The 20,076-nt window shown below is 63.9% G+C and carries 16 protein-coding genes and 1 other RNA gene; 10 read left to right on the top strand and 7 right to left on the bottom strand.

Translation table 11 applies throughout. The features are described from left to right. Positions 1–350: 350 nt before the first annotated feature. From QZZ60_RS02685 to QZZ60_RS02655, 7 genes are all read right to left on the bottom strand, one after another. Positions 351–842: a hypothetical protein gene (locus tag QZZ60_RS02685; RefSeq protein WP_295637431.1), complete on the bottom strand. Its 492-nt coding sequence runs from the start codon at positions 840–842 to the stop codon at positions 351–353. Continuing rightward, complete coding sequence (locus tag QZZ60_RS02680; RefSeq protein WP_295637428.1) at positions 832–2,394, bottom strand: ABC transporter ATP-binding protein; 1,563 nt, start codon at positions 2,392–2,394, stop codon at positions 832–834. The genes QZZ60_RS02685 and QZZ60_RS02680 overlap by 11 nt, the downstream gene beginning before the upstream one ends. Then, entirely contained in the window at positions 2,391–3,809 is a 1,419-nt protein-coding gene (locus QZZ60_RS02675; protein ID WP_295637426.1) for a DHA2 family efflux MFS transporter permease subunit, read from the bottom strand. The genes QZZ60_RS02680 and QZZ60_RS02675 overlap by 4 nt, the downstream gene beginning before the upstream one ends. A gap of 383 nt (positions 3,810–4,192) precedes the next feature. After that, on the bottom strand, positions 4,193–5,113 hold the full coding sequence (locus QZZ60_RS02670) for an ABC transporter permease (RefSeq protein ID WP_295637423.1): 921 nt from the start codon (positions 5,111–5,113) through the stop codon (positions 4,193–4,195). Next, positions 5,110–6,186 carry an ABC transporter permease gene (locus tag QZZ60_RS02665; RefSeq protein WP_295637420.1) on the bottom strand — a complete coding sequence of 359 codons (1,077 nt, stop codon included), beginning with the start codon at positions 6,184–6,186 and terminating at the stop codon, positions 5,110–5,112. Before QZZ60_RS02665 ends, QZZ60_RS02670 begins: the two co-directional genes overlap by 4 nt. A 314-nt stretch (positions 6,187–6,500) precedes the next feature. After that, positions 6,501–7,541, bottom strand: coding sequence for a BMP family ABC transporter substrate-binding protein (locus QZZ60_RS02660; RefSeq protein WP_295637470.1), 1,041 nt, complete (start codon positions 7,539–7,541; stop codon positions 6,501–6,503). Between the two features lie 345 nt (positions 7,542–7,886). Next, a complete protein-coding gene (locus tag QZZ60_RS02655) occupies positions 7,887–8,579 on the bottom strand; it encodes a DsbA family protein (protein WP_295637418.1) in 693 nt (230 codons plus the stop codon). Positions 8,580–8,785: 206 nt separating this feature from the next. Here QZZ60_RS02655 and QZZ60_RS02650 point away from each other — a divergent pair, with 206 nt between their 5' ends. From QZZ60_RS02650 to QZZ60_RS02605, 10 genes are all read left to right on the top strand, one after another. After that, positions 8,786–9,658: a Nif3-like dinuclear metal center hexameric protein gene (locus QZZ60_RS02650; protein WP_295637415.1), complete on the top strand. Its 873-nt coding sequence runs from the start codon at positions 8,786–8,788 to the stop codon at positions 9,656–9,658. Further along, positions 9,655–10,422, top strand: a complete 768-nt coding sequence (locus QZZ60_RS02645) for a C4-type zinc ribbon domain-containing protein (protein WP_295637412.1) — start codon at positions 9,655–9,657, stop codon at positions 10,420–10,422. The genes QZZ60_RS02650 and QZZ60_RS02645 overlap by 4 nt, the downstream gene beginning before the upstream one ends. 34 nt (positions 10,423–10,456) lie before the next feature. Continuing rightward, positions 10,457–10,814, top strand: an RNA gene (rnpB, locus tag QZZ60_RS02640) — RNase P RNA component class A. A 114-nt stretch (positions 10,815–10,928) separates the two neighbouring features. Then, positions 10,929–12,119 (top strand): 2-C-methyl-D-erythritol 4-phosphate cytidylyltransferase, encoded by a 1,191-nt coding sequence (gene ispD / locus QZZ60_RS02635; RefSeq protein WP_295637409.1) that lies wholly within the window; start codon positions 10,929–10,931, stop codon positions 12,117–12,119. Between the two features lie 270 nt (positions 12,120–12,389). After that, on the top strand, positions 12,390–13,646 hold the full coding sequence (locus QZZ60_RS02630) for an aminoacetone oxidase family FAD-binding enzyme (protein ID WP_295637405.1): 1,257 nt from the start codon (positions 12,390–12,392) through the stop codon (positions 13,644–13,646). Between the two features lie 467 nt (positions 13,647–14,113). Next, positions 14,114–15,424: a UDP-glucose/GDP-mannose dehydrogenase family protein gene (locus tag QZZ60_RS02625; RefSeq protein WP_295637403.1), complete on the top strand. Its 1,311-nt coding sequence runs from the start codon at positions 14,114–14,116 to the stop codon at positions 15,422–15,424. 90 nt (positions 15,425–15,514) lie between these two features. Then, a complete protein-coding gene (locus QZZ60_RS02620; protein WP_295637467.1) occupies positions 15,515–16,537 on the top strand; it encodes an NAD-dependent epimerase/dehydratase family protein in 1,023 nt (340 codons plus the stop codon). Between the two features lie 126 nt (positions 16,538–16,663). Continuing rightward, the gene (locus QZZ60_RS02615; RefSeq protein ID WP_295637400.1) at positions 16,664–17,407 is read left to right on the top strand and encodes a glycosyltransferase; all 744 of its coding nucleotides are present in this window, start codon (positions 16,664–16,666) and stop codon (positions 17,405–17,407) included. Between the two features lie 204 nt (positions 17,408–17,611). Continuing rightward, on the top strand, positions 17,612–18,268 hold the full coding sequence (locus QZZ60_RS02610; protein ID WP_295637396.1) for a lipid-A-disaccharide synthase N-terminal domain-containing protein: 657 nt from the start codon (positions 17,612–17,614) through the stop codon (positions 18,266–18,268). A 21-nt stretch (positions 18,269–18,289) separates the two neighbouring features. After that, positions 18,290–19,819: a glycosyltransferase family 39 protein gene (locus QZZ60_RS02605; protein ID WP_295637393.1), complete on the top strand. Its 1,530-nt coding sequence runs from the start codon at positions 18,290–18,292 to the stop codon at positions 19,817–19,819. Positions 19,820–20,076 lie beyond the last annotated feature (257 nt).

Here is a 20,076-nt window from a genome sequence, read left to right as displayed (position 1 = left end):
ACGTGCAGCGCCCGGCAGAAAAGGCGTCGCCTGCTTGCCGTGCTCTGACAGGGAGCCGCGTGACGCAGGCTGCGTCTGCCGGCCCGGGGCCGCGCCTTCCGTCTCGGACACAAAAAAAGCCGCGTTTCTCAACGCGACCTTCACAAACCCGGACTGCGGCCGAAGCACGACACTTCGCCCGACGGGCACGCCATGAAAACGTCCGGCAAAGAACACCGGACGAAACTTCCCTCAACGCTCCGGGAATTGCGCCATCACCATTAAAAAGTTTTGAAAAGAGGATGGGGGCGCGGGGGAAGGAGGAAAACTTTTTCAAAAGCTTTCCTCCTTCCCTCGCCATCTCCCCCTTCCTATTCTATTCCGAACTCGTACTGTTCGAGCTTGTCGAGGACGGCGGACATGATCATGGCCATGATGCCGGAGACCATGGCGGCCGTGGCCGGAGGGACTTCGGAAACCTCTTTGTTCAGAAGGCGGCGGAAGAAGACGCCCGGGCACTCCTGCGTCTTCGTTCTGACCATGGGGTCGACGTAGGCGCGGAAGGCTCCGTCCACGAAGTCTTCGGCCTCCTTCGGGGAGTAGCCGAGCTTCTGAAGCATGGACTGCGTGACGCGCAGGTATTCCACCACCACCACGTTGGGCGCCTGCACCATGAGTCCGTAGAGCACGGCGGCGTGCACGTAGGCCCGCCACTCCAGCATGAGGGCTTTTTTCTCCTCCTCCGTGGAACAGGGAAGGCCCGCCTTCTCGGCCATGGCAAGAACGCCCTTTTCTCCGGCATTGAGTTCAAAAAGTATGCCCGCGGCCTGCACGGCCTCGGCCACGGAAAGCTTACGCTTCATGGACGGCCTCCTTTTCTTCCTCGCCGAAGCGGATGCCCGCCATCATGAGTCCTATGGATTCCACGCGCGCGGCGTCGGTGCGGGGGAACACGTCGATGAAGCGGCCGCGGTACATGACGGCAAAGGTGTCGGCCAGCGTCATGGCCTCACGCAGATCGCTCGTCACAAGGAGCACGCCCGCATGATCGCGCGCCTCAAGAATGCGCCGCCACACCTCCTCCATGGCGCCTATGTCCAGGCCCTGCGTGGGGTTTTCGGCGACGATGAGGCTCGGTTCCCGGAAGAACTCGCGGCCGAGCACCATCTTCTGCAGGTTGCCGCCGGACAGCGATCCCGCCGTGGCGTGCAGGCCGTCGGCCACCACCTGGTATTCCTCCATGATGTCCGCGGCGGCCGTGGCGGAATGGCGTCTGTCCAGAAAGCCGAAATTCTGAAAGCCGTTGCGGTTGGTGAGAAGAAAGTTGTCCAGAAGGTCCAGCGACGGGCAGGTGGCGAGTCCCTTTCTGTCCTCGGGAATGTAGACCATGCTCTTTCTGCCCATGCGCGTGCGCATGAACTCGCTCCAGCCCTTGCCGAGAATGCGCACGGAGCCCGCGCCGCTGTCGGGTCTTGCGCCGCCCGTCACCATTTCCACAAGCTCGCGCTGACCGTTGCCGGCCACGCCCACCACGGCCAGCACCTCGCCCCGGCGCAGCGAACACGAAAGGTCCTGCGCCATGCCGCAGGAGGCATGGGAAAGTTCCAGCAGCACTTCGCCCTTTTCCACGGGCGTCTGCTCCACCGCGGCATCCATCTGACGGCCCACCATGCGCTCGGCAAGCTCCCGCTCTCCGGGCACGTCCCTGCGGAGAAAATGGTCCACGATTTCGCCTCGGCGCAGTATGCTTATTTCCGTGGCGAGGTCGAGCACTTCCTTCATCTTGTGGCTGATGAACACCACGGCCTTGCCGTCGGCGGCCATGCGGCGCAGCGCGGAAAAAAGCTGCCGTATTTCCGGCGGGGTGAGCACGGCGGTGGGTTCGTCGAGAATGAGCACCCGGCAGTCGCGGTACAGAAGCTTCAGGATCTCCACGCGCTGACGCTCGCCCATGGAAAGCTCGGAAATCATGGCGTCGGGATTGATTTCAAAGCCGTAGCGGGACGCGAGTTCCAGCACGCGCTTGCGCATGGCCGCGGGATTCAGAATGCCGCGGGCCTGTCCGAGCATGAGGTTCTGCGTCACGGTCATGGCCTCGACGAGCATGAAGTGCTGATACACCATGCCTATGCCCGCGGCCAGGGCGTCGCGCGGGGAACGGAAGGGCGCGGGAGAGCCGTCCACGTAGATGGTCCCGGAATCCTGCCGGGACTTGCCCGACAGTATGGACATGAGGGTGGACTTGCCCGCGCCGTTCTCGCCGAGCAGAGCGAGTATCTCGCCGGAGCGGATTTCAAGGGATATGTTGCGGTTGGCCCTGACCGGACCGTAGCTCTTGCAGATGTTTTCCAGACGGATGAGAGGCGGCGCGGTACGCGCGCCCTTCCCTGCCGCAGAGGTCTGCGCCTGTGTCATGATCTTTTTCCTTTCGACCGGGAACCGGCCGCAGCGTCGGAATCGTTACTCAGAAGATGCGCGCCGTCCTCCGGGCGCAGCAGCATGAAAATGAAGGCCGAGACGGCCGTCATGAGGCCCACGGCGATGAAGGTGGCGTGCAGGGCGTAAAGCTCGCCCGAGGAGGAGAACACGCGCAGAAGCGCCGTGCTCACGGCCACGCCGAAGCTCACGCTGAGGTTCTGCGCCACGGAAAGCAGGCTGTTGCCGTCGCTCGCGGTTTCCGCGGGGAGATCGCCGAGGGTGATGGTGTTCATGGAGGTGAACTGACCGGACATGAGCATGCCCTGAACGAAGAGCTGCACCACCAGAAGCATGAGGGGCCAGCCGGGCTGCTGGAGGCTCATGCACATGAATACGGCCGCGATGGAAAGCGTGAGGAAGAGCAGCGTGCGGCGATAGCCGAAGCGATGCAGGATGTTCAGCACCACGGTCTTGGTCATGACGGAGCCCACGGCCGGAGCGATGAGGATGAGGCCCGCGATGTCGGCGGAATAGCCGAGGCCCACCTGAAGCATGAGCGGCACGAGAAACGGGATGCTGCCTATGCCGAGACGCGCCACGATGTTGCCCGTGATGCCCACGGAGAAGGTACGCGTGCTGAAGACCTTGAGATTGATGATGGGAAAACGGAAGCGTCTGGCGTGCAGCACGTAGAGCACGATGGCCGCCACGCCGAAGACCACGAGTCCGCAGGCCAGCGCCGGGGAAGCGCCGTGCCCGCCGGTGAGTTCCAGACCGCCGGACATGGCGAGCACGCCCGCGCCGATGAGCAGAAAGCCCGCCACGTCGAACGAGCCGCGGGGCTGCCGGAAATCGGGAAAGCAGCGCAGGGAGAAGAACAGGATGACGAGCCCGAGCGGGATGTTGATGAGAAAGATCCAGGGCCAGGAGGCATACGTCACGAGCCAGCCGCCGACGATGGGACCGACCACAGGCCCCACGAGCCCGGGAATCGTGATGAAGTTGAAGACCTTGACGAAGTCTTCCCGCGTGTAGGCGCGCATGAGGGTGAGACGGGAGACGGGCACCATCATGGCGCCGCCCACGCCCTGCACCACGCGCGCGGCCACCAGAAGCGGAAGCGTCGTCGACGCGGCGCAAAGGCCTGATCCGATCACGAACATGGCCAGAGCCGAAAGAAAGACGCGTCTCGTGCCGAAGGTGTCGGCCAGCCAGCCGCTCAGGGGAATGAGCAGGGCCACGGTGAGCGAATAGCTTATGACGGCAAGCTGCATGGAAAAGGGCGAACGCCCCATGGCATCGGCAATGGCGGGCAGGGCCGTGTTGAGAATGGTGGAGTTGAACATCTGCATGAAAAAGGCCGCGGCCGTTATCATGGGAAGTCCGGTGAACATGTCTCGGGAAGTCAGCATGGGAATATCCTTGGCTTTCGGTTCCTGCATGGAAAAGGAACCGACTCTCAGGAAATTTTCACCGAAAAACGGATGAGTTGCAAGTGCCGGAGAAGACTCGCGGCACGGCGGACTCTCCGGCGTCCTTCGGCCCATCTTCTGCGCGGCGGGCGTTTTCTCTGCGCGCAGGGCGTTTTTTTTCGGCCCTCTCCGCCCCGGAGAATGAGGCCCGGCTCTCTCCGAAAAGCAGATCCGGGAAAAGAGCTTCCCAGCAGGCGCAGTCTGCGGGAACGACGACGCGGGGCCGCCGCGCGGACGGGCCCGGCGCATGAAGAACGCGGCCCCGCCCTCTTCCATGGAGGCGGAGCCGCAAGTCTCCGCGGCGCGGCCCGCCGGAAAAGAGGCTACGCGCCGGGCGCGATGTTTTCGCCGAGCGCCGCGGGGGCGCTTCTGCCCTTGCCTCTGGCCGAGGAGAAGAGCAGCGCGAGAATGGTGAGGGCATAGGGCAGCATCATCATGAGCGAGGAAGGAATGGTGGTGCCGAGCGCCTGAAGCCTGAGCTGGAAGGCCATGATGCCGCCGAAAAGGTACGCGCCGAACATGGCGCGTCTCGGCCGCCAGAAGGCGAAGATGACGAGGGCCACGGCTATCCATCCCTTGCCCGCGGTAAGATTCTGCGTCCACATGTGCGTGGCGCACAGGGAAAGGTAGGCTCCGCCCACGCCCACGAAGAAGGCTCCGGCAAAAATGCCGAGCCAGCGCATCTTCACCGGATCGAGACCGGCGGCCTGCACGGCGTCGGGCGACTCGCCGGACGCGCACAGGGCGAGCCCGAGGGAGGTGCGGCGGAAGAACCACATGACGGCCCAGGGCAGGAGGTAGGAGAGGTACACGAGAGGATCGTGCTGAAAGAGCACCTCGCCGAGCACGGGGATGTCGGAAAGCAGCGGGAGGTCGAAGGGCTGGAAGCCCACGGTCTTCTCACCGATGAAGGGCGCGCCGAGATAGTCGGAAAGGCCGACGCCGAAGATGGTGAGCGCAAGTCCCGACACGGTCTGATTGCCCTGAAAGACGAGGCAGACCACGCCGTGCAGCAGGCCTATGCAGGCGGCGCCGAGACCGGCGGCCAGCGTGGCGAGCCAGGGATTGCCCGTCTTGAACTGCACGATGAAGGCGAAGAACGCACCCATGATCATCATGCCTTCCACGCCGAGGTTGAGCACGCCGGAGCGCTCGGTGATGAGTTCGCCCATGGTGGCGTACAGAAGGGGCGTGCCCGCAAGCACGGTGGCGGCAAGCAGCGCAACGAAGATGTCCCAGGTCATGCGGCGCCTCCCTGCTTGCGACCCGTTCTCACGAAGGTATAGGAATAGAAGAACTGTCCGGCGAGCACGCACAGAAGGATGAAGCCCTCAAGAATGCCGCCGAAGGCCGCGGGCACCTGCAGATCGACCTGAAGGTTGTCGGTGCCCACGAGAAGCCCGGCCAGAAAGATGGAAAACAGCGCGATGGAAGGCGTGCGCAGGCGGGAGAGCCAGGCAACCACGATGGCGGTGTAGCCGTAGCCCGTGCACAGGCTGGGCTGGAGCCGGTTGAACGTGGCCGACACTTCCACGCAGCCCGCCATGCCCGCGAGCGCGCCGGACACCGTGAGCACGAATACCAGCAGAAAGCCGTAGGGAATGCGGGCGTAGCGCGCGGCTCTGGGATTTTCGCCCGCGGCGCACAGCTCGAAGCCGAGCCGCGTGCGCTGCAGAAACACGGAAACCGCCACGGCCGCGATCACGCAGACGATGAGCCCTGCGTGCACGTAGCCGATCACCTCGGGAAACACGGCCTCCTCGGGAAACATGGCCGTCATGGGAAAGCCCATGCTGCCGGGGTCCTTCCACGGGCCGTACACGAGGTAGCGCATGAACTCTATGCCTATGTAGTTGAGCATGAGCGTGGAAATGATTTCGTTGAGGCCGAACTTCAGCTTGAGAAGACCGGGCAGCATGCCCCACAGTCCGCCCGTCACGGCCGCGCACGCGAGCATGAGCGCGAGCATGAGAGGCATGGGCAGGCCGGGAAAGGTGAGCACGGCCCAGGTGGCCCCCACGCCGCCCAGGGCGAACTGCCCCTCGGCGCCGATGTTCCACACCTTCATGCGGAAGGCGATGGACACCCCGAGCGAGCAAAGAAAGATGGGAATGGCCTTGAGCATGGTGTCCTGCAGGGCGTACAGACTGCCGAAACCGCCCTGGAAGAGCACCACGGCGGCTTCCACGGGCGACTTGTCCTGAATCATCAGCAGCAGAGAGCAGAACGCCAGGGCGATGAGAAGCGCCGCCGGCAGCACGACAAGTCCGACCCAGCGATGGGGGGTCTGCCGTCTGACGACTCTGAAACCGTCCATGATTCCTCCGAAAAATGATGTGATGCGGCGAATGCGGGCGCTTTGCCCTCGGTCCGCCTTCTTGTTGCGCGCCTGCCCCGAAAGGCGGCGCGGCGGGCGCCTTCAAATGCGGGGATGCCCCCCGAAAAGGGAGCCCGGCGGCACGCCGCCGCAGGGTCCCGGGGCCCGCAGGCCCGCCGATCTCCGGCTCCGAAAAGTTCCGGGAAAAGGAGAACCGAGGGCCGCGGCCTGTCCCGCCCCTCAAGGGTCGGGGCGAACCGCGGACCGGAAAATGAAAAAGCCCCGCCTTCGCCGGGCGGAGCTTTCCTGAAAAACTACTTGGTCGTGCCTATCACGCCTTCCACGAACCAGTCCATGGAAAGCAGCATGTCGTCGGGCGCAACCTGACCTTCGGCCACGCGCACCTTGCCTTCCTGATCCTTCACCGGGCCGGTGAACACCTGATACTTGCCGGAAATGATGTCGGCCTTCACGCCTTCCACCTTCGCGCGCACGTCGGCAGGCACCATGTCGCCGTAGGCGGAAATGTCCACGATGCCGTCGCCTATGCCGTACCAGTAGTTGCCGTTCTTCCAGGTGCCGGCGCGGTACTCGTCGATGAACTTCCTGTAGAACTTGTTCCAGTCCCACACGGCGGCCACAAGATGGGCCTTGGGCGCGGCGGCGGACATGTCGGTGTTGTAGCCCACGGAATACGCGCCGCGGGCCTCGGCCGCGGTCTGCGGACCGGCGGAGTCCTGATGCTGGGCGATGACGTCCACGCCGACGTCCAGCAGGCCTTCGGCGGCCTTCTTTTCATCGTCGGGGCTGTACCAGGTGCGGGTCCACACCACGCGCACCTTCGCGTCGGGGTTCACGGCACGCACGCCGAGCGTGAAGGCGTTGATGCCGCGCACCACCTCGGGAATGGGGAAGGAGGCCACGTAGCCTATTTCGTTCTTCTTCGTCATGGCGCCGGCCACCATGCCGGTGAGATAGCGGGCCTGGTACATTCTACCGAAGTAGCAGGTCATGTTTTCGCTGTGCTTGTAGCCCGAGCAGTGCAGGAAGGTGACCTTGGGATTGCGCTTCGCCATTTTGGCCATGGCGTCCATGTAGCCGAAGCTCGTGGCCACGATGACGTTGTAGCCCTTGGAGCACATGTTCTTGATGGCGCGCTCGGCGTCGGGGCCTTCGGGCACGCTTTCCATCATGGTGGTTTCCACGCCGGGCAGCTCTTCCATCATCTTGCGGCCCTGATCATGAGTCCACGACCAGCCCTCGTCGCCCACAGGGGAAACATAGATGAAGCCGACCTTGATGTCCTTCGCCGCTTCTTCCGCATGGGCGGAAGAGGCCAGAGGCGCAAGCGCCATACCGCAGACGGCCAGAACGGCCGCGGCACAGTTGAGAAAACGCATCCCGAGATCTCCCGTGTTAAAAGAATGAGGAACGACGCTCCCGCCCGCGCGGACGCGCCAGGGGCCTGCACGGACGCCGCGCTTCCCCTCTGCGGAGAAGTCGCCGGCTCCTGCCGGTAAAAAAGCGAGTCTAGCGCATTATCATGCGCTGTTCAAGCGCCGAAACGCCTTCCGCCCCGCGGAAAAAAGACGCAAGGAGCATCGAGGATGAAGGTGCCTGAAAAGGTTCTGCGCCTTCCCCAAAGAAGGAGGCACGAAAACGCGGCCGGGCACGAAGAGCCCGCCGGAACAAACGATGCCTCAGCGTATGCAGCAGGTGCCGTCCAGCCCGCAGGCGCTGCCGGAAACCGCGTTCAGAGACTCGCCCGAGGCGAGCGCCGCCTCAATTTTTTCCTCCACGGTCTCAAGCGGCGCAAAGCCGCGGGCCACGGCGTGAAGTTCCCCGTCGTCGGTCTTCACGAAAAGCGTGGGATAGACCACGAAGTCGCCGAGCATCTCCTCGGCCTCGTCCATGTCCTTCTTCGCCTTGTCGCGCACGGCTTCGGAGGCGAGCGCCTGCTTCAGATCCTCCGCGGCGACGCCCCAGCGCGCGGCAACGTCGGCCTGAACTGCCGGATCGAGCACGTCGCGCCCGTCCTTGTAGAAGGCATCCTGGAAGGCCTCCATCTGCTCCAGAGCATGGCCGGGCGCGACCTTCTTGAGGGCGGCCATGAGCAGCGCGGAACGCGAGGAGTCCATGACCACGCTCCCCTCTTCGGTGAGCAGGGCGGAAAAGTTCCCGCCCAGCGTGCGGCCCGTGGTGTCGGACAGGCGCTGAAAGAAGGCGCGCAGACGGGGCGTGCCCATGGAAGAAGTCTCTTCCGGCTCATCCACAAGATTGCCGCAGAGCACGCGCACGGGGAAACGACGGCGCTCGACAAGCTTCTGCATGACGGGAGCGAAGCCGAAGCACCAGGGACAAAAGACGTCGGTAATGTAAATGAAGGATGGCATGGCGTTCCCTTACCGCAAAGTCCGAAGAAGGCCAAGAGGAATTTTCGGCGCGCAGGGGCGCGGAAGAAGCGCAGACGACGTTCCCTGCTCCCCGCTTCCGGCCGGGAAGTCGGACAGGCGCTTGACGAAGAGAAGAACTTTCCCTAGAAATATGAATTCCCCGGCATATCCATGACATTCTGCCCCGCGCAGAAAAGGCGACACCCATGCTACAGAGCGAGCTCATCAGCATCATCGAACAGACGGCTCCCCTTTCGCTTATGGCGGACTGGGATCATTCCGGCGTTCAGGTAGCCTCGGCCCGCGCCGAGATACGTCACCTCGCCGTATGCCTCGACCCCGCGCCCGAACAGCTCCGCGCGGCCGTGGAAGCCGGAGCGGACATGGTGCTCACGCATCATCCGCTTGCCATGCGCCCCGCCTGGACGAGCGATCTCAACGGCTACACCGACGCGCTCTCCATTCTTTACCGAAACGACGTGCCGCTCTACGCGAGCCACACCTCGCTGGACGCCAACCCTGCGGGACCGAGCGCCTGGCTGCCCGATCTGCTCGGCCTTGAGAACCGCGTCATTCTGGAAAAAACGGGCACCTTCACCGCGCCCGACGGCTCCGTGATCGAAGGCGGCTTCGGCTGCGCGGGCGACCTGCCCGAGCCCCTGAGCCTCAAGGCGCTCTGCGCCGTTCTGCGCGACGCCCTGCCGCTTGAGAGGATGTGCGCCGTTCCCCGTCTCGTGGGCGATGCCGGCATGACCGTGCGGCGCGTTGCCGTGTGCACGGGCTCCGGCTCCTCTCTTCTGGAAGAGGCGGCGGTCTCGGGAGCCGATCTCTTCATCACCGGCGACGTGAAGTATCACGACGCCCTGGCCCTGGCCTCGCGCCATGACGCGCGCAGCCCGAATTTCTGTCCCATGGCCGTTCTCGACGTGGGACATTTCTCCCTGGAAGAAGAAATGACACGCCGTTTCGCCGAACTTCTGAAAACGAAGCTCGAAGGCGTGGCGGTAACGTTTTTGCCGGGCAGGGATCCCTTCCTGCCCTTGACCTTTCTTTCTGAAGTACCGGAGGTACTGTCGTGAGCCTCTACATCGAACAGATACGCCAGCTTGTGGCTCTCCAGCACGTGGACGACGGCATTCACGCCGTGCAGAGCGAAATGGACGCCGCGCCCAAGGACGTGGAAAATCTGCAGAAGCGCTTCAACTCTCAGGACACGAAGCGCAACTGGATTCTGGACAAGCTCCAGCATCTGCAGGAACAGCAGAAGCGCCTCGACTCCGAAATCAAGGACGACGAATCCCGCCTGACGAACAGCAAGAACAAGCTCATGCAGGTGGAGAACGAGCGCGAATATCAGGCCATGATCCGCGAGATGGACAGCATGGAAATGCAGAACCAGACCCGCGAGGAGGAACGCATGGCCCTGCAGGAGGAACGCTCCCTGCAGGAAAGCAATCTGCAGTCCGTGGAAGAGACCTGGAACGAGCTCAAGGCCGAGCTGGAAAGCCAGCAGGAAAACCTTGAAAAGCGCATCGCCGAATGCCGCTCCCGTCTGGACGCGCTGGAAGCCAAGCGCGCCGAGGTGGCCGCCCTCATTTCTCCGCCCGTGCTGAGCCGCTACGAGTTCATCCGCGACCGTCTGCGTCATCCGGTCATCGTTCCCGTCGAGGCGGGCATCTGCTCGGGCTGCCACATCGCCATTCCTCCGCAGGTGTTCATCGACCTGCAGCGCGGCAACCACATCATGAGCTGCCCCAACTGTCAGCGCCTCATGTACTGGGCGCACGACTTCCAGGATCCCGACGCGCCCAAGCCCGAAGTCAGGACCGAAAGCGCGGAATAGGCCGGGAAGCGATTCCCCTTGAAACCAATGTCATGGAGCCGGACGGGCTGTCGCCGCGGATCATCCGATCCGGGGAGGAAAGTCCGGGCTTCGCAGGGCAGGATGCTGGCTAACGGCCAGAGCGGGCGACCGCTGGAAAGCGCAACAGAAAGCAGACCGCCGTTCTTCGGAACGGTAAGGGTGAAACGGTGAGGCAAGAGCTCACCGGCTGGCGTGGCGACACGTCAGGCCAGGCAAACCCCATCCGAAGCAAGACCAAATAGGGAAACCGGCCGGCCCGGCCCATGGTTTCCGGGTAGGTTGCTTGAAGGCGCGGGCAACCGCGTCTCTAGAGGAATGACAGCCGCCGCCTTCGGGCGGTACAGAACCCGGCTTACAGTCCGACTCCTTTTTCATGGGGAGGGAGCGAAAGTTCCCTCCCCTTCTTTCTGCCGGAACGCGCCGCAACGGCCCGTCGCCCGCTTTTCCGGCAGCGTGAAGGCCGTGCCTTCGCCTGAGAGGTCAACATGGAACACGAATGCTGGGGCGTCGTTCTCGCCGCCGGTCAGGGCAGCCGCATGGCGCAGGCCACGGGCGGCGAGGCCAAGCAGTTTCTGCCCTACAGGGGCGCGCCCCTGTGGTGGCATCCGGCCCGCGCCATGGCCGCGTCGCCGCTGGTGCACGGCCTTGTCTTCGTCTTTCCCGCAGGCAGGCTCGACGCGGCAGAAGCGCAGGCTCTCGCGCTCAACGCCAAGGAGTCCCTCGGCGTGCCCCTGCGCTTTGCCGAGGGCGGAGAACGTCGTCAGGATTCCGTGCGCCACGCCCTCGACGTTCTGCCCGAATCGTGCGAAAGCGTGCTCATTCACGACGGCGCGCGCCCCTTCCTGCGCACGGCCCTCGTGACGAAGGTGGCCGCAGCGCTTCGCGAAGGCGGCATTTCCGGGGTCATTCCCGGCGTGCCCGTCACCGACACCGTGAAGGAAACAGACGCCTCCGGCCTTGTCGCGCGCACCCCGGAGAGGGAAACGCTGCGCGCCGTGCAGACGCCGCAGGCCTTCATGCTCTCACAGCTTCGCGAGGCCCACGCGCGGGCCGACGCCGAAGGCTGGAGCGTGACCGACGACGCCTCGCTTCTGGAACGCTGCCATCTGCCCGTGCTCGTGGTCGACGGCGACCGCGACAACGTGAAAATCACCAACCCCCGGGACCTCGCCTTGCTCTCCGAACAAAAACCCCTTCTGCCGTGCTGCGGCTACGGCTACGACGTGCACGCCTACGGCGGCAACCGTCCCCTCACCCTGGGCGGCGTGGAAATAGGCGGCGAATTTCTCATCCTCGCCCATTCCGACGGCGACGTTCTGCTTCACGCCCTCATGGACGCCGTGCTCGGCTGCTTTGCCGGCGGCGACATAGGCCGTCTTTTCCCCGACAGCGACCCTGCCTTCGACAACGTTTCCTCCGTCGTGCTGCTCGACCGCGTGATGACGCTGGCCGCCGAAGCGAATGTCCGTCTCGTGCACGTCGACCTCACCGTGGTGGCGCAGAAACCGAAGCTCGCTCCCAAAGCCGACGCCATACGCCGCAACGTGGCACGGCTGCTCGATCTGCCCCTTGATCATGTGGCCTTCAAGGCCACCACGGAAGAAAAGCTCGGCTTCACCGGGGAGCTTCGGGGCATCAAGGCCGTGGCACTCGTCACCGCGCTCCGGCAGGGCTGACGAAAAACGCCCGGCAGACGCGGCGATGCGCCGCCCGCCCGGACGCTCCGGCCCCCCTCCCCTGCGCAAAAGCAGGCGCGTCCCGGTTCCGCCGCTCCAGCGTCTTTCCGGGGCTGTCAGGGCGGCACCGGCCGGATCCGCAGAGCACAGCCGCAAGCCATGCGCGCCCTTCCTCCCGGAGCGCCTTTCCTTCCCGGAGCGCCCGGATGAAGGAAGAAAAGCCGGCGTTCCCTCCGGCCGCCCGGCCTCCACCCTCTTACAGGAGTCACCATGTCCCGTTACGACGTTGCCGTCATAGGCGCCGGGCCCGCAGGCCTCATCTGCGCCAGAAACGCCGCCCGCCGCGGTCTTTCCGTGGCCATCGTGGACCGTCACGACCGGCCGGGCGTCAAGCTGTCCATGGCCGGAGGCGGACGCGGAAACTTCACCAACCGCACGCTCTCGGAAGAACACTACGTCACGGACGATCCTTCGTTCGTGCGCGCCGTGCTGCGCGCCTATCCCTGCGAATGGACGCTCGAGCTTCTGCGCTCCCTGCGCCTGCCCTTCGAGGAGCGCGACTTCGGACAGATCTTCGGACTGCGTCCGGCCGCCTTCCTTGCCGACAGGCTGGCCGTGCAGTGCGACGACGCGGGCGTGGACTTCTACCTCGGATGCACGGCCTCCTCGTTCACTCTGCCCTCCGCCGCTCCCGCCTTCGGACGCGGCGCCGACGAAGACGCCTTTTCCTTCTTTGCCGGAGGGGAAAAGGTGACGGCCCGCCGTCTCGTGCTTGCCGCAGGCTCCCCGGCCTGGCCCGCCTCGGGCGCAAGCGACGCCGCGGCGAGGCTTGCCGCCGCCTGGGGACACGACGTCGAACCCTTCCGCGCCGTGCTCGTGCCCTTCGTCATGCCCGGCGACTGGCCGCTTGCCGGTCTTGAAGGCATAAGCATCAACGTGCGCGTTTCGATCCGGCGCAACGGCGAAAGCTTCCGGCCCGATCCCGCGGGCGTGCGTCCGCTGCTCTTCACGCACCGCGGCGTGAGCGGCCCGGCCGCGCTCGTGGCCTCCTGCCGCTGGAAGGCGGGCGACGAACTCATGCTCGACTTTCTGCCCGAGCTGCCCGTGCTCGAACTGCTCGACGAAAAGGAACACGGCAGACTCATGGCCCGCAACATGCTCTCGCGCTTCATGCCAGCGCGCCTTGCCGACGCCCTGTGTCCCGAAGACCTCGCCCGGAAAAAATGCGCGGAAATGGGCAAAAGGGACAGGCTGCGCCTGGCCGCCGCCGTGCATGAATTTTCCTGCCGTCCCTCGGGCACCGAGGGCCTGAAGAAGGCCGAAGCCGCCGCGGGCGGCGTGAAGCTCTCCTGTCTTTCGCGACGCCTCGAAAGCCGGAAGGTGCCGGGGCTCTTCTTCTGCGGCGAAATCGTCAACGTTGCCGGACTTCTCGGCGGCTACAACATTCACTGGGCTCTGGCAAGCGGCGCGCTCGCAGCGTCATCCCTGACGGACACCGCGCCTGACGGAAGAAAAAAACGCCGGTAATTACTGTCGAAGCATCCTTCATTGCCGCTTCCCTGCCGAAAACAACGACGTTTTTTTGCTGTTCTGCATGACTGATTGCATTCATAAGGAAACTTCAACGTTCATGATGCAGAGCCTGAACGCTCTGTAACGGACTGTAACGACGATTGACAGTCTGTCGTGCTTATATTAACAAGCTTATAAAAAGTGCAGTCAGACCGCGCAGTTTCATGATGCAAAAGGACGGAAAAACGCACGGCGTTTCCCCCGCCCCCGGCCTTCGGAGCAAACGCGCGGCTTTTTCCGTCTGGCGGGAGCCTGTCCGCGGCGGAAGCTGACGACCCTTGCGGCAGCGTCCGGTCCGCGCAGGCATGCCCCGAAGGAGCACGGCCCTGAACGCGCGACGCGCCCGTTTCCGCCTTCCTTCCGACGGATTCTCCGTCCGGTCTGTTTCCTTCGGGAAACGCAACTTCGACAAAGGACCACTGATGAAAATCGTTGTGATAGGTTCGGGCTATGTGGGGCTGGTGACGGCCGCATGCTTTTCCGAAGTAGGACTCGACGTCTGGTGCATGGACATGGACGAGGCCAAGATCACCACGCTCACGGCCGGCGGCTGCCCCATCTATGAACCCTCCCTGCCGGAACTGCTCACCCGCAACGCGCAGGCGGGCAGACTTCATTTCACCACATCCCTCAAGGAAAGTCTCGAAGGGGCCGACGTGGCCTTCATCGCCGTGGGCACGCCCGAGGGCGAGGACGGCAGCGCCGACGTGAGCTACGTGTGCAGCGCGGCCCGTTCCGTGGGCGAACTCATGACGGGTGATCTCGTGGTGGTGGTGAAGTCCACGGTGCCCGTGGGCACCTGCGCCAGGGTGGAGGCCATTCTTCGCGAGGAGCTGGAAAAGCGGGGCTCCCGCGCCGCGGCAGACGTGGTGTCCAATCCCGAATTTCTCAAGGAAGGCCATGCCGTGAACGACTTCATGATGCCCGACCGCGTGGTCATAGGCGTGGAGAGCGAAAGGGCCCGCGCCATCATGAGCGAGCTGTACCGCCCCTTCATGATGACGGGCGACCGCATTCTGTTCATGGATCGAGCCTCTTCCGAGCTCACCAAGTACACGGCCAACGCCATGCTGGCCACGCGCATTTCCTTCATGAACGACATCGCCAACCTGTGCGAGCGCGTGGGCGCGAGCGTGGACATGGTGCGCAAGGGCATAGGCATGGATCACCGCATAGGGCCGAAGTTCCTGTACGCGGGCTGCGGCTACGGCGGCTCGTGCTTTCCCAAGGACGTGAAGGCCCTCATCGCCACCGCCGCCGCCCACGGCTACGACATGGAAGTGCTCGAAGCCGTGGAGAGGGTGAACGCCCGGCAGAAGACCGTGCTCTTTGAAAAAATTTCCCGCCACTTCAAGGGCGAGCTCAAGGGCCGCACCGTGGCCGTATGGGGACTCGCCTTCAAGCCCGGCACCGACGACATGCGCGAGGCGCCTTCGCTCGTGCTCATAAACGCCCTGCTCGACGCGGGCTGCGCGGTGCGCGTGTTCGACCCCGTGGCCATGGACCGGGCCCGCTCCCTTCTCGGCGATTCCGTCACCTTCGCCCGCAGCATGTACGAAGCCGCCGAAGGCGCGGACGCTCTCGCCGTGGTCACGGAATGGAAGGAATTCCGCCTGCCCGAATGGAAGAAGCTGTACGCGTCCATGAAGACCCCGGTCATTTTCGACGGACGCAACGTCTACAGGGAAGAAAGCCTGAAAAAGGCCGGATTCGCCTTCTACAGAATAGGCTGATCCGCCCCGCCCCGTTTTCCGGCGCACTGCGCCCACCGGCTCCTTCTTCCGCACGGACAAGGAGCCGTTTGCATGAAAAAAGGACTGCTCATGAACATACTCATCACCGGCGCGGCCGGATTCATCGGCTGCTTTCTGGCCCGAAGGCTTCTTGAGGCCGGGCACAGCGTCACGGGCATCGACGAAATCAACGACTACTACTCCCCCCGTCTCAAGACCGCGCGCCTCGCGCTGCTCGGCGTGAACGATGCCGACCCGGAATACGGAACCGTCACGCAGAGCGCGACCTTCCCCGGCTTCCGCTTCGTGAAAATGCACCTTGAGGACCGCGACGGCCTCATGAAGCTCTTTGAAGAAGGCTCCTTCGACGCGGCCGTCAACCTGGCCGGACAGGCCGGCGTGCGCTACTCCCTGGAAAATCCCTTCTCCTACGTGCAGAGCAACGTGCTCGGCTTCGTCAACCTTCTGGAATGCTGCCGCGCCCATCCGGTGAAGCATCTTCTCTTCGCCTCCTCAAGCTCGGTGTACGGCGGCAACGAAAAGACGCCCTTCAACGAGCAGGACCCCGTGAACACGCCCGTGTCGCTCTACGCCGCCACCAAGCGCTGCGACGAGCTCATCGCCCACGTGTACGCGCACCTCTACCGCATTCCCTCCACGGGCCTGCGCTTCTTCACCGTGTACGGCCCCTGGGGAAGGCCCGACATGGCTCCCGTGCTCTTTGCGAAGGCCATTCTTGCCGGCAGGCCCATCAAGGTGTTCAACAACGGCAACCTCTCGCGCGACTTCACCTACATAGACGACATCATCGAATCCGTGGTGCGCCTCATCGACCGCGTGCCCGAAGGCGCCGTGCCCACGGACATCTACAACGTGGGCTGCGGGCATCCCATGCAGCTCATGGACTTCATCCGCACGCTGGAAGACGCCCTGGGCAGAAAGGCCGAAATGCAGATGCTGCCCATGCAGAAGGGCGACGTGTACCAGACCTTCGCCGACACCTCCAAGCTGCAGAAGGCGACGAACTTCCGCCCCTCCACGCCGCTTGCCGAAGGCATACGGCGCTTTGCCGCGTGGTATCTGTCCGACGAGAACCCCATACGCGAAGACTGACGGCCGGCGTCCCGCCTGCGGGACGCTCCCGAGCCTGAACCGGAAGGGAAAGGCCCCCTTCCGGCCGAAAGCCTTCCGCAAAGGCTACAAACTCATGCGGCGCATCCCGCGCCGGGGAGAACCTCCATGACCAGCAATGAGACCGCCTCCTACGATCTGACCATACTCGTGCCCGTATACAACGAAGAAGACAACATGGCCGCCCTTTCCTCGCGCCTTGCCGCCTACCTGCCCCGCGCGAAGATGTCCTCCTGCGTGCTCTTCATCAACGACGGCTCCACCGACAGAAGCGGCGAGCGCATCCGCGAGGCCTGCGCCGGGCACGAAGGCTTCTTCTACATCGAGCTTTCCTGCAACACGGGCCTCAGCAGCGCGCTCAAGGCGGGCATGGATCAGGTGCGCTCCCCCTATCTCGCCTACATCGACGCCGATCTTCAGACCGCCCCCGAGGAGCTCGATCTGCTCACGCCCTACCTCGGCGACTATGAGCTCGTCACGGGCGTGCGCGCCAGACGCAAGGACACGGGCTTCAAGAAGATCCAGTCGCGCATCGCCAACGGCTTCCGCCGCATGATGATCAAGGACGGCGCGCGCGACACCGGCTGTCCGCTCAAGGTCATGCGCGCCGACATGGCCCGCGCCCTGCCCTTCTTCAAGGGCATGCACCGCTTCTTCCCCGCGCTCATCCAGCTTGAGGGCGGCCGGGTGAAGCAGATCGACGTGTCGCATTTCCCGCGCGTGGCGGGCGTGTCCAAGTTCAACCTGCGCAACCGGCTCATATCCCCCTTCGTGGACTGCCTCGCCGTGCGCTGGATGCAGAAAAGGCACATCGCCTACAAGGTGAAGGCCGACAATCTCAGGCACGACTAAGCCGCCGGAAACGGCTGCGCAAACGACGAAATGAGCCGCCGGGCGGACGCCTGGGCGACATGACGCGCGGGCAGAACGCGCATCGGCAGGCAGTCTCCCCGACGCAGGCCCCCGCTGCCGACGCTCGCCCGACGTGAAAAAGAGCCGGCGATCCCGGCTTCCGCCGCTTCCGCCCGGCAGAGGAACATTCTGCAAGGACTCATCATGAAGGAATATCTGCTCGTCACCAGCGTGGGCCTGCTCGCCCAGGGCTTCTTCTCCCTGCGAATGCTCCACCAGTGGATAAAGACCGAACGGGCAAAAAAAATTATTTCCCCCGCGCTGTTCTGGGTGTTCAGCATCTGCGGGGCCTACCTGCTCATGATCTACGGATGGCTGAGAAACGACTTTGCCATCATTCTCGGGCAGTTCATTTCCTACTACGTCTATCTGTGGAACCTCAAGGCCAACGGCATATGGCAGAAATGCGCCCTGCCCGTGCGCCTCGTGCTTCTCGTCACCCCGCCCGCGGCCGCCGCAAGCCTCGCGCTCTCCGGCGCGGACGTGGCGCAGACGCTGTTCAAGAATCCCGACATTCCCCTGCCCCTGCTCGTTTTCGGATGCCTGAGCCAGGCGCTCTTCACGCTCAGGTTCGTGTATCAGTGGTGGTATTCCTCGCGGCATCACGTCTCCGTGCTGCCCATGGGCTTCTGGGTCATCAGTCTGACCGGCTCCCTGCTCATCTGTCTCTACGCCGTGCTGAGGCTCGACATCGTGCTCATTCTCGGGCAGGCGCTCGGCCTTGCGGCCTACGCCAGAAACATCGTCATCGGCCTGCGCAGCGAACGCGCCGCCTCCCTCTCTCAACGTCGTTCCCGCTGAGTCTTCACGCAAAGGCATGTCATGAAACAGCGCACCTTTCTCTACGTCTTCTCCCTGCTCCTTCTGATGCCGCTCGTCTACGTGTTCGGCACCGGCATCATGGAAGCGCGAAACCTCATTTCCGCCCAGTCCATGGCCCTGGATCACAGCTGGCTCATCCCGCACCTGTTCACCGAAATACGCCTCAACAAGCCGCCGCTGCCCGTGTGGCTCACCGTTCCCGTCTTCCTGCTCGATCCCGCGCCCTCCATGTTCGCCCTGCATCTGCCCGTCATTCTCGTCACGGGCCTTCTCGGCGTGTTCTGCTTCGATCTCTGCAAGGAACTCTTCGGCGATGAAAAAACAGCCTTCCGCGCCGGACTCGTCGCCGCCTCCATGCTGCTCACCCTCAAGCTCGGCACCACCAATTCCTGGGACATCTACTCCGTGGTCTTCATGACCGGCGCGCTCGTCGGACTCGTGAAGCAGGGCCGGGGGTGGCTCGCCGCGGGCACGCTGCTCATGGCGGCCTCGGTGCTCAGCAAGGGCCCCGTGCAGCTCTACACCATGCTGCTGCCCTTCCTTGCGTCTCTTCTTCTCTTTCGCCGCAGCGTTCCGTGGAAGCGCCTTGCCGTCATTCTTCTGGGCGGCTGTCTCCTGGGCTCCCTCTGGTACCTCTACGTGTACTTTGCCGTGCCTCATGTGGCCGCAGACGTGGCGCAGGGCGAAGTGAAGGCCTGGAGCACCATGCACACGGCCTCCTTCTTCTTCTATCTCTCCTTCCCCGGCTTTGCGGGCGCATGGGCGCTCGTCTCGCTCTCCGGCCTCTTCAACCGCTGGCTGAACAAAAGCGACGAAAACCGCGCGGACATGAAGTTCATGCTCTGCTGGTTCCTGCTCTCGCTTCTTCTGCTCTCGCTCGTGCCGGAAAAGAAGGAACGCTACCTCATGCCCGCCATGGTGCCCCTCGCCCTTCTGTGCGCGCAGGTTCTGCGGCACTGGGTGCAGGGTCTCGACAAGGGCACGCTCTCCCGCGTCGAGAAGGGCATCATCACCGTTCACCTCGGTCTCGGCACGCTGGCCGCCGCGGGCATATGCCTCTTTGTCGCCTTCAGCCACCGCGACCATGCGCTCTCCTGCGCCGTGTTCGCCCTGCTCTGCCTCATGCTAGGCGCCTTCGGCCTCAAGTTCCCGCGCTACGTGGTCTCCGTGTCCTGCCTCATGGTGCTTCTCGTGTGCATAGCCTCCTTCCGCATGGGGTCCACCCGCCCCGTGGTGCAGAAAACGCCGCCGTCATGCACGCTTGAGGAACTGCGCGTCATGCCGGAACTCAAGGGCATTCCCTGCTATTCCTTCGACCCCTTCGACCCCACGGACGAATGGGAAATCGGCCGCGACACCACGAAGATCGCGTCGCTTTCCGACGTGCCGGAACAGCGTTTCCTGCTGCTCGACACCGACACCACGCCGCCCGCCGTCATTTCGGAAGGCAGGCTCGACGTGGAAAAGCGCCTTCTCGTGCAGACAAGCCGCGGCCGGTATATGCAGCTCTTCGTCGTGGACAAGAAGTAAGAAGCCGAAAAAACAGCGGAAAGCCTTCCCCTTGCGCCCCCCGCAAAGCTCTTTCGGAAGGCGCGTTCCGCAAAGACCGGAACCGCCCCCGACGACACGAAAAGCCGCCTTTGTCAGCAAAGGCGGCTTTTTCATGTCATGCCGAAAAAGACGGACGGGCCGTCGCTACAAAAGCGCCCTGTAGGCCTCGGCGGACAGAAGTCCGTCCACGGCGGCCATGTCTTCGGGCCTTATGCGGATGAGCCAGCCCTTGTCGT

The organism is uncultured Mailhella sp., from assembly GCF_905187505.1.
In the GTDB taxonomy this organism is placed as follows: domain Bacteria; phylum Desulfobacterota; class Desulfovibrionia; order Desulfovibrionales; family Desulfovibrionaceae; genus Mailhella.
This window is presented reverse-complemented; position numbering and strand designations above follow the sequence as displayed.